This is a genomic window from Corynebacterium sp. (assembly GCF_030535495.1).
Lineage (GTDB): Bacteria > Actinomycetota > Actinomycetes > Mycobacteriales > Mycobacteriaceae > Corynebacterium.
The window spans coordinates 1-7,871 of record NZ_JAUNRW010000095.1 but is presented as its reverse complement, the minus strand read 5'-3'; the positions used below and the strand labels follow the sequence as shown (position 1 = coordinate 7,871).

Below are 7,871 nucleotides of genomic sequence, written 5' to 3'. Positions count from 1 at the left end.
TGTCGCCGCCCGCGGCATCGACATCGACGACGTCACCCACGTCATCAACTACCAGACCCCGGACGATCCGATGACCTATGTCCACCGCATCGGCCGTACGGGCCGCGCCGGACATTCCGGCACGGCCGTCACCCTCGTGGGTTATGACGAGCTGTCGAAGTGGCAGGCCATCAACGACGAACTCGGTCTCGAGATCCCGGAACCGCCGCAGTGGTTCTCCACCTCCCCCGAGCTTTTCGACGCTCTGTCCATCCCCGAGGGCGCCCAGGAGTCCGTGGGGCAGCCGCGACGGGTGTTCGGAGGGGCCGCGGCCGCGGTCCGGGGCCGCACCCCGCGGGGCCGGTCCCCGCGCGGATCCCGTGGTGACCGTGGTGACCGTGGCTCTCGCGGGGAGCGGAGCCGCCGTCGATGAGCCGTCCGCTGCGGCGCACGCGCGGGGACCTCATTGCCACGGCGGTCATCGCCACCGTCTCGGTGGCTGCCGTGGGCGGAGTCTGGCTGACCGCCCCCATCCGTTCCTCCGACCTCACCCCCGCCGAGTCCGAGTTCCGCGCCGCGGCACCCTTGGACACGGTTCCGACATCGCTTGGCGACGCCTGGACGGCCCCCGCCGCCCGGCTGGCCGGCGTTCACCGCCCCGTCATCATCGACGGCCTCGTTGTCGCGCACGACGCGCACCGCGTGCACGCTGTGGATCCCGCAACGGGAGGCACCGTGTGGTCCTATGAACGCGACCGTGAGCTGTGTTCCCTCGGTGCCGCCTGGGGACGGGTCGTGACCACCTGGCGGGCCGGCAACGGGTGCGGGGATGTGGTGGCCGTCGACGCCGACACCGGCACCTACCACCGCACACGCAGTGCCATCTCCCCCGACGAGGTGGTCGCGGTGGCCTCCAACGACCGGATCGGCACGGCCGGCGCCTCGCGCCTCGAGCTCTGGCGCTCCGACCTGGTCCGGACGGTGGAGTACGGCGAGGTCGAGGGGATCCAGGAGCCCCACCTGCAGCCTCATCCCGGTTGCCGGATCACCAGTGGGCTCACCCGTTCCGACCTGCTCGCCGTCACGGAGGTCTGCGACGACGGGGCATGGTTACGCCTGCAGGAGGCCACCCCGGAGCAGTCCCGCGAGCCGGAACTGCACGCTTCGGTCCCCCTGGATTCCGAGTCCTCCCACCTCGTCGCCATCGGGGAATCCGGGGCCGTGGTCGTCGACGGCGACAGCCTCACGTCCTATTCGACCGAAGGGACGGAACTGCACCGTCACCCGACCACGACCCCGCCGCCCGCCGGACAGGAACTGCCCATCGCCCCGGTCACCGCCGATCTGCCGCACCACCTCACGTGGTTCGACGGCGAGTCGCTCCTGCTGTTCTCCCCCTCCGATCTGCAGGTCCGGCATTCCTTCCCCGAGGCGATCGGGACGGGGGTTGCCGTCGGTGGCCGACTGCTCATGCCGGTCCCGGAAGGCATTGCCGTGATCAACTGGGAAAGTGGCGAAACAGACAACACCATCCCGGTGGACCGGGGGGACCACAGCGGGATGGTGACGTTGGGTGTAGCGGGTGACGCGATCGTCGAGAAGCGGGGCGAGGGCCTCTATGCCCTGCGTTAGAAGCCGTGCGTGGCCTCCGCCCACTCCAGCGAACGGCGGTTGAACAGGAACACCAGCGCCGCCAGCGCGGAGGCGGCGGTGAGAATGCCTGCCCACCACACCCCGGCGGAGAACATGAACCAGGACAGGCCCAGGATGATGATCTCCAGGAAGACGATGAGACCCCGGCCCCACTGATGCCCCCGCATCATCCAAATGGACGCGAAGATCGCGGCCCCGAAGATGATCCACAGGAACACGGCCGTGCCGGTGCCCACCCAGTTGATGTTGGCGCTGTCCGAGATGAGGTCCTCCTCGATGTGCCCCGTAAGGTCGCGGTAGACCAGGAAGGAGGCGAAAGCGAGGATGATCAACGACTGGACGATGGCGATCAGGCCGGCCCAGCGGATCTGCACGGGCGGGCGGGGGCGCTGGGGGCGGGGATTGACGGCGGTCACGGCTACTGAGTGTATAGCGCCCGGGGCCGGGTACGACCCCGGGGGATACCGAGGGTCGTCGAGATTTGACGTTTTGCGGCAGAACATGCATCTTGACGTCTCGATATTTCCGCTGGTCACAAGCATTGTTTCCACGACCCCAAACAGTGACACAGGCCACTTTGCAACCTTCACAGCGCATGAAATGTTGTGAGTTGCCTCACTTTTGAGGGTTTACCCCTAGCGCACGAGAAGTTCACGTGTCATTATTCTCGGGTAGCAAAAACAGCCGGGTAGTTAACCGGCTCTTAACTTTGACACACCACGAAGTTAAGACCACGTGAACCGAGGTAGGGCCCCGGCCCAGACCCGTCACCGTGGGGGATGAGATTTTTTCCCTGGTCGCTCACGCGACCCGCCCTTGGTGTGCACATCTATGCCCGCGAAACACCAACTGTGTAAGGAGAATAACCCATGTCTGATTGGCGCCATGAGGCCGTTTGCCGCGACGAGGATCCGGAGCTGTTCTTCCCGGTCGGTAACTCCGGCCCGGCTCTGACCCAGATCGCCAAGGCCAAGATCGTCTGCAACCGTTGCCCCGTCACCTCCCAGTGCCTCAAGTGGGCCCTGGAGTCCGGCCAGGACGCCGGCGTGTGGGGCGGCATGTCCGAGGACGAGCGTCGCGCACTGAAGCGCCGCAACTCCCGCGGCCGTCGCACCCGCGTCGCCGCCTAGAGTAAGTCACATAACCTAGACCTCAATTTTTCGCGACCGGGCCCGAGCGCTACAGTTGTCGGAAGTTGACAACCACCTCACCCAAGGAGAATCACATGAGCAAGCGTGGTAGCAAGCGTCGTGCCCGTCGCAAGAAGAGCGCTAACCGTGGTAAGCGCCCCAACTCCTAAACCAGGACGTTAATGCGGCGAAACCGCCCGCCGAGCACCAGCTCGGCGGGCGGTTTCTTGTTGCACGACCGACCCCCGATCCCTACCTTTCGTAGCGGGTCACGCGGATCTGCCGGATCTCCATGGTGATGCGCTGGCGCAGGGTCGCCGGCGCCGAGGCCTCGGCTGTGCAGCACCTGCGCAGCAACGCGCGGATCTCCTGCTCGGACTCGAAACGCCCGTGGCAGTCGGGGCACTGCGCGATCGCCCGGAGAATCTCCCGGGCCTCCTCCGGGGTGGTCGACGGGTCGAAGAGCGCGCACATCTGGGCCTGCATCTCCTCGCAGGGGCCCTTGCAGGGATCTGTCATTACTCGCTCACTTCCGGGGTCGTGATGTCCATGTCGGGGTGGTCGAGACCGATCCCCTGTTCATGTGCCACTTCCTTCAACAGCTGCCGGAGCTGTTTTCTTCCGCGGTGCAGCCGGGACATGACGGTGCCGATGGGGGTGTCCATGATCTCCGCGATCTCCTTGTAGGCCAGCCCCTCGATGTCCGCGTAGTAGACCACCATGCGGTAATCCTCCGTCAGCTGGTTCATGGCCTCGCCGATGGCACCGTCGGGAATGTTCTTCAGCGCCGCCACCTCAGCGGACTCCAGCCCCGTGGAGTCATGGGAACTGGTGGTGTAGAGCTGCCAGTCGCTGATCTCCTCGGTCGGGGTCTGCGAGGGCTGGCGCTGCTTCTTCCGGTAGGTGTTGATGTAGGTGTTCGTCATGATCCGGTAGAGCCACGCCTTGAGGTTGGTGCCCGGCCGGAAGGAATCGAACGCCTTGTACGCCTTGAGGTAGGTCTCCTGCACCAGATCCTCGGCATCGGACGGGTTGCGGGTCATACGCAGGGCGCCGCCGTAGAGCTGGTCGAGCAGGGGCAGCGCCTCGCTCTCGAAGCGGGTGGCGAGCTCGGTCTCCGACATCAGCGCCTTTCTTGTGATCACGGCTGGTTCGTTCCATCATAGTTCAGTGCCCACCCCTGCCGTTCACGTGCTTATCGACGCCGCCGTCGACCACCACCTCCACACGTTCGACGCCGGCACCTCCGATTTCGGCGCCCATGCCGCCGCCGCGCTCGACGTCGACCCCGGACTGATCCTCAAGACCCTCATCGTCGACACCGGCCGCGGACTGGCCGTGTGCTGCATTCCGGTCACCCGCCAGCTCTCCCTGAAAAAGGCCGCCGCCGCGCTGGGCTGCAAGTCGGTGCGCATGGCGGATCCGCGGAAGGCGCAGCGTTCCACCGGCTACGTGCCCGGGGGCATCTCCCCGCTGGGCCAGAAGAATGCGCTGCCGACGGTGATCGACGCGAGCGTCGAGAAGCAGGAGACGGTCTACGTCTCCGGCGGGCGACGCGGCCTCGACATCGCCCTCGACCCGGCCGACCTGGCGCGGCTCACCCGGGCTCAGTTCTCGGCGATCAGCTCGGCGTAGTCGTTGCGGACGTTGCCCACCGCCTTGTCCACCGGGCGCACCGTGAGCCGTTCGAGGTAGTCCAGCGGGGTGGGGTGCAGCAGCTCCGCCGCCTGCTCGGGAGTGCCGGTCACCCACTGCTCGATCTCGTCTTCAGCCAGCAGACGGGGCAGTCGATTGTGCAGCCATTCCAGCGGACCATGCGAATCGGTGGTGACCATCGTCGCCGAGAGCCGGTCGAGGCCGGTCGCCCACAGCGCCGCCACCCACATCACCTCCCCGAGGGAGACGAAGTGCGGCTGCTTGCCGGAACCGTCGTCGTGCCACTCGTAGTAGCCGTCCATGGGGATGAGACCGCGCTGGGTCTTGAAGGCGTCCCGGAAGCTCGGCTTGGTGGCCACCGTCTCCCCGCGCGCGTTGAACAGGGGCGGCCCGGAATCATCCTTCTTCCAGTGCGGGAGCAGACCCCAGCGGGCCGGGGTGACCTGCGCCGTCGGAGGTTCCAGGCGGACCAGTGGCACCACCTGGGTGGGAGCCAGGTTGTAGCGGGGGCCGGGCGTGCCCTCGGGGGCATGGACCTCGGTGACCCCGGGGAGGGTGCCGACGGCGTCGAGAAGCGACTCGTCGGTGGTGAACAGAACGAAACGACCGCACATAGTCTCTATTATGGACCCCATGACCGCCCTTTGGCCTGCGCCCACTGCCTCCGGACCGATCCGGTGGACCCAGCACGTCCCCGGCTCCAAGTCGATCACCAACCGTGCCTACATTCTCGCTGCTCTCGCCGACTACCCGTCGGTCATCGAGAATGCCCTGCACTCCCGCGACACCGACCTCATGGCCGGCGCCCTGCGCAGCCTCGGCGTGACCATCCGCGACTCCGGCGGTTCGATCCAGGTCGAGCCGGGTCCGATGCACGGTGGCCAGGTGGACTGCGGCCTGGCCGGCACGGTCATGAGATTCGTCCCCCCGGTGGCCGCCATGGCCGACGGAGTCGTCGTCTTCGACGGTGACCAGCAGGCCCGCCAGCGCCCCATGAACACCATTCTCGACGCGCTGCGCACCCTCGGCGTCCCCGTCCAGGGCGACACCCTGCCGTTCACCATCAACGGCACCGGCACCCCGGAAGGTGGGGTGGTGGAGATCGACGCCTCCGGGTCCTCTCAGTTCGTCTCCGGGCTGTTGCTCGCCGGATCGCGCTTCATCAAGGGCATCACCGTCCGCCACGTCGGCGGCCGCCTACCCTCGCTCCCCCACATCGAGATGACCGTGGGGATGCTGCGCCACGCCGGGGTCACCGTGGATGTCACCGAGAACTCCTGGAAGGTCCACCCCGGTCCCATCCAGGGACGCACCTGGATCGTCGAGCCGGATCTGTCCAACGCCACCCCCTTCCTGGCGGCGGCCGCGGTCACCGGTGGCACCGTGCGCGTGCGGCACTGGCCGATGTCCACCACCCAGCCCGGTGATGCGATCCGACTCATCCTGGAGACCATGGGCTGTGAGGTCGACATCATCACCGCCGAGTCCGGTCCCGGCCACGACCTGCAGGTCACGGGGCCGGATGCGGGCACGCTGCGGGGCATCAGCCTCGACATGTCCGACATCGGTGAACTCACCCCGACTGTCGCCGCGCTGGCGGTACTGGCCTCCACCCCTTCCGAGCTCACGGGTATCGCGCACCTGCGCGGACACGAGACCAACCGTCTCGCGGCACTGGCCGCCGAGATCACCAAGCTCGGCGGAAACTGCGAGGAACTACCTGACGGCCTGCGCATCACCCCGGCCCCGCTGCACGGCGGCGTGTGGCGCTCCTACGCCGATCACCGCATGGCCACCGCCGGTGCCATCATCGGCCTGGCGGTCGAAGGCGTGCAGGTCGAGGACGTCCAGACCACCGCCAAGACGCTCCCCGGCTTCGAGACGATGTGGGAGGACATGGTCGCGCGTGGGTAGGCGCTGGGATGAGTCCGACGTCCGCGTCCGGCCCTCACGCCGCGGCACCCGTCCGCGCACCAAGGACCGGCCGTCACACGATGACGCCGAGTTCGGGATGGTCGTCACCAAGGACCGTGGCCGCTGGGGCGTGGTTCTCGACGGCCGCTCCGAGGCGATCGTCACCATGCGCGCCCGCGAGATGGGTCGCACCCCCGTCGAGGTCGGCGACCGCGTCGGCGTGGTCGGAGACACCTCCGGGCGGGAGGGGACGCTGGCGCGCATCGTGAAACTGGAGGAGCGCACCTCGGTCCTGCGGCGCACCGCCGATGACACGGACCCCTACGAGCGCATCGTCGTGGCGAACGCCGACCAGCTGCTCATCGTCACCGCGGTCGCCGATCCCCCGCCGCGCTCCGGGTTCGTCGAGCGCGCGCTCATCGCCGCCTTCGTGGGCAACGTCCACCCGGTGCTGTGTCTGACCAAGTCCGACCTCGCCGACCCGGCACCGTTTGCCGCCGAGTTCGCCGATCTCGACGTCACCGTCGTCATCGCGGGTGTCGACGACCCCCTGGACCCCGTCACCGACCTGGTCGCCGGAAAGGTCACCGCCCTGGTCGGACACTCCGGTGTGGGCAAGTCGACGCTGGTCAACCGCCTCGTGCCCGATGCCTACCGCGAGACCGGTGTGGTCTCCGGCGTGGGCAAGGGCCGGCACACCTCCACCCAGTCCGTGGCCCTGCGCCTGCCGGGAGACGGTGGCGGCTGGATCATCGACACACCGGGCATCCGTTCTTTCGGGCTCGCCCACGTCGACGACGCCACCGTCATCGGGGTCTTCGACGACCTGGCCGCCGCTGTGGAGAACTGCCCCCGCGGTTGCACGCACCTCGGTCCCCCGGCTGACCCGGAATGTGCACTTGATGACTTCGAGCCGGACACCGCCTCGGCGCGACGCCGGGATGCGGTGCGCAAGCTGCTCGAGGCTCTCCGCTCCAAGGAGGAGTGGGAGCTGTAGGCTGCACCCCCGTTACACCCCCGCTGATCACTTAACCAGCTACAACGTTGTCGTACCTTGCTGGGCCAGACCGATCCCCGTAGCCTTTCACTTACAAGTGAAACCTCGCCGCTGTTACGGAAAGGAGGCGCCATGTCCCGGACACTGCAACGTCCCATAACTGTTACCCCCCAGGCCGCGCTGGAAGCGAAAAAGGCTGCCGAGCAAGGCAACGACCTCAAGCTCTTCACCACATCCGCCCATCTCGGAGAACTGGAGAAGCTACTGAAGCAGGTGATTGCCGCCACAGCGGCTGGCGCAACCGTCACAGTAGGAACGCTGCCCCCCGAGCTCTCCACGACGGAGGCGGCTCGACAGTTGGGAATCTCTCGCCCCACCCTCATGAAGATGATTCGAAACAATGAGATTGAGGCACACAAGGTGGGCACACATCACAGGCTTCGTACTTCAGTAGTCCTCCAGCTCAAGGAGCAACGTCGCGACACCGCGCGATCCGCCTTCGAGTCCGGAAGAGACGACGACGATGCACTGGCGCTGGAGCC

Annotated in this window: 11 protein-coding genes; 7 read left to right on the top strand and 4 right to left on the bottom strand. The window is 67.1% G+C overall.

All coding sequences use genetic code 11. From position 1 onward, the window contains the following. On the top strand, positions 1-412 hold a 412-nt coding region (locus Q4F73_RS10155; RefSeq protein ID WP_303359231.1), incomplete at its 5' end, for a C-terminal helicase domain-containing protein. Continuing rightward, positions 409-1,611 carry a hypothetical protein gene (locus tag Q4F73_RS10150; protein ID WP_303359230.1) on the top strand — a complete coding sequence of 401 codons (1,203 nt, stop codon included), beginning with the start codon at positions 409-411 and terminating at the stop codon, positions 1,609-1,611. The genes Q4F73_RS10155 and Q4F73_RS10150, both read left to right, overlap by 4 nt. Here Q4F73_RS10150 and Q4F73_RS10145 read toward each other — a convergent pair. After that, complete coding sequence (locus Q4F73_RS10145) at positions 1,608-2,048, bottom strand: hypothetical protein (RefSeq protein WP_303359229.1); 441 nt, start codon at positions 2,046-2,048, stop codon at positions 1,608-1,610. The two genes, Q4F73_RS10150 and Q4F73_RS10145, sit on opposite strands and share 4 nt — an antisense overlap. A gap of 453 nt (positions 2,049-2,501) precedes the next feature. On the opposite strand from Q4F73_RS10145, the gene Q4F73_RS10140 reads away from it, so the two are divergent. Then, complete coding sequence (locus tag Q4F73_RS10140) at positions 2,502-2,762, top strand: WhiB family transcriptional regulator (protein WP_303359228.1); 261 nt, start codon at positions 2,502-2,504, stop codon at positions 2,760-2,762. A gap of 252 nt (positions 2,763-3,014) precedes the next feature. On the opposite strand, the gene rsrA is transcribed toward Q4F73_RS10140, so the two are convergent. Together rsrA and Q4F73_RS10130 are read right to left on the bottom strand one after the other, a co-directional pair. Then, entirely contained in the window at positions 3,015-3,281 is a 267-nt protein-coding gene (gene rsrA / locus Q4F73_RS10135; protein WP_303359227.1) for a mycothiol system anti-sigma-R factor, read from the bottom strand. Then, positions 3,281-3,886 (bottom strand): sigma-70 family RNA polymerase sigma factor, encoded by a 606-nt coding sequence (locus tag Q4F73_RS10130; RefSeq protein ID WP_303359232.1) that lies wholly within the window; start codon positions 3,884-3,886, stop codon positions 3,281-3,283. Before Q4F73_RS10130 ends, rsrA begins: the two co-directional genes overlap by 1 nt. A gap of 46 nt (positions 3,887-3,932) precedes the next feature. Here Q4F73_RS10130 and ybaK point away from each other — a divergent pair, with 46 nt between their 5' ends. Continuing rightward, positions 3,933-4,397: a Cys-tRNA(Pro) deacylase gene (ybaK, locus tag Q4F73_RS10125; RefSeq protein ID WP_303359226.1), complete on the top strand. Its 465-nt coding sequence runs from the start codon at positions 3,933-3,935 to the stop codon at positions 4,395-4,397. On the opposite strand, the gene Q4F73_RS10120 is transcribed toward ybaK, so the two are convergent. Continuing rightward, positions 4,370-5,032, bottom strand: coding sequence for an SOS response-associated peptidase (locus tag Q4F73_RS10120; protein ID WP_303359225.1), 663 nt, complete (start codon positions 5,030-5,032; stop codon positions 4,370-4,372). The genes ybaK and Q4F73_RS10120 overlap by 28 nt on opposite strands. A 10-nt stretch (positions 5,033-5,042) precedes the next feature. Here Q4F73_RS10120 and aroA point away from each other — a divergent pair, with 10 nt between their 5' ends. The 3 genes from aroA to Q4F73_RS10105 form a co-directional block, all read left to right on the top strand. Then, positions 5,043-6,332 carry a 3-phosphoshikimate 1-carboxyvinyltransferase gene (gene aroA / locus Q4F73_RS10115; RefSeq protein WP_303359224.1) on the top strand — a complete coding sequence of 430 codons (1,290 nt, stop codon included), beginning with the start codon at positions 5,043-5,045 and terminating at the stop codon, positions 6,330-6,332. Continuing rightward, positions 6,325-7,329 carry a ribosome small subunit-dependent GTPase A gene (gene rsgA, locus Q4F73_RS10110; RefSeq protein ID WP_303359223.1) on the top strand — a complete coding sequence of 335 codons (1,005 nt, stop codon included), beginning with the start codon at positions 6,325-6,327 and terminating at the stop codon, positions 7,327-7,329. The genes aroA and rsgA overlap by 8 nt, the downstream gene beginning before the upstream one ends. A gap of 132 nt (positions 7,330-7,461) precedes the next feature. Continuing rightward, on the top strand, positions 7,462-7,871 hold a 410-nt coding region (locus tag Q4F73_RS10105), incomplete at its 3' end, for an excisionase family DNA-binding protein (RefSeq protein ID WP_303359222.1).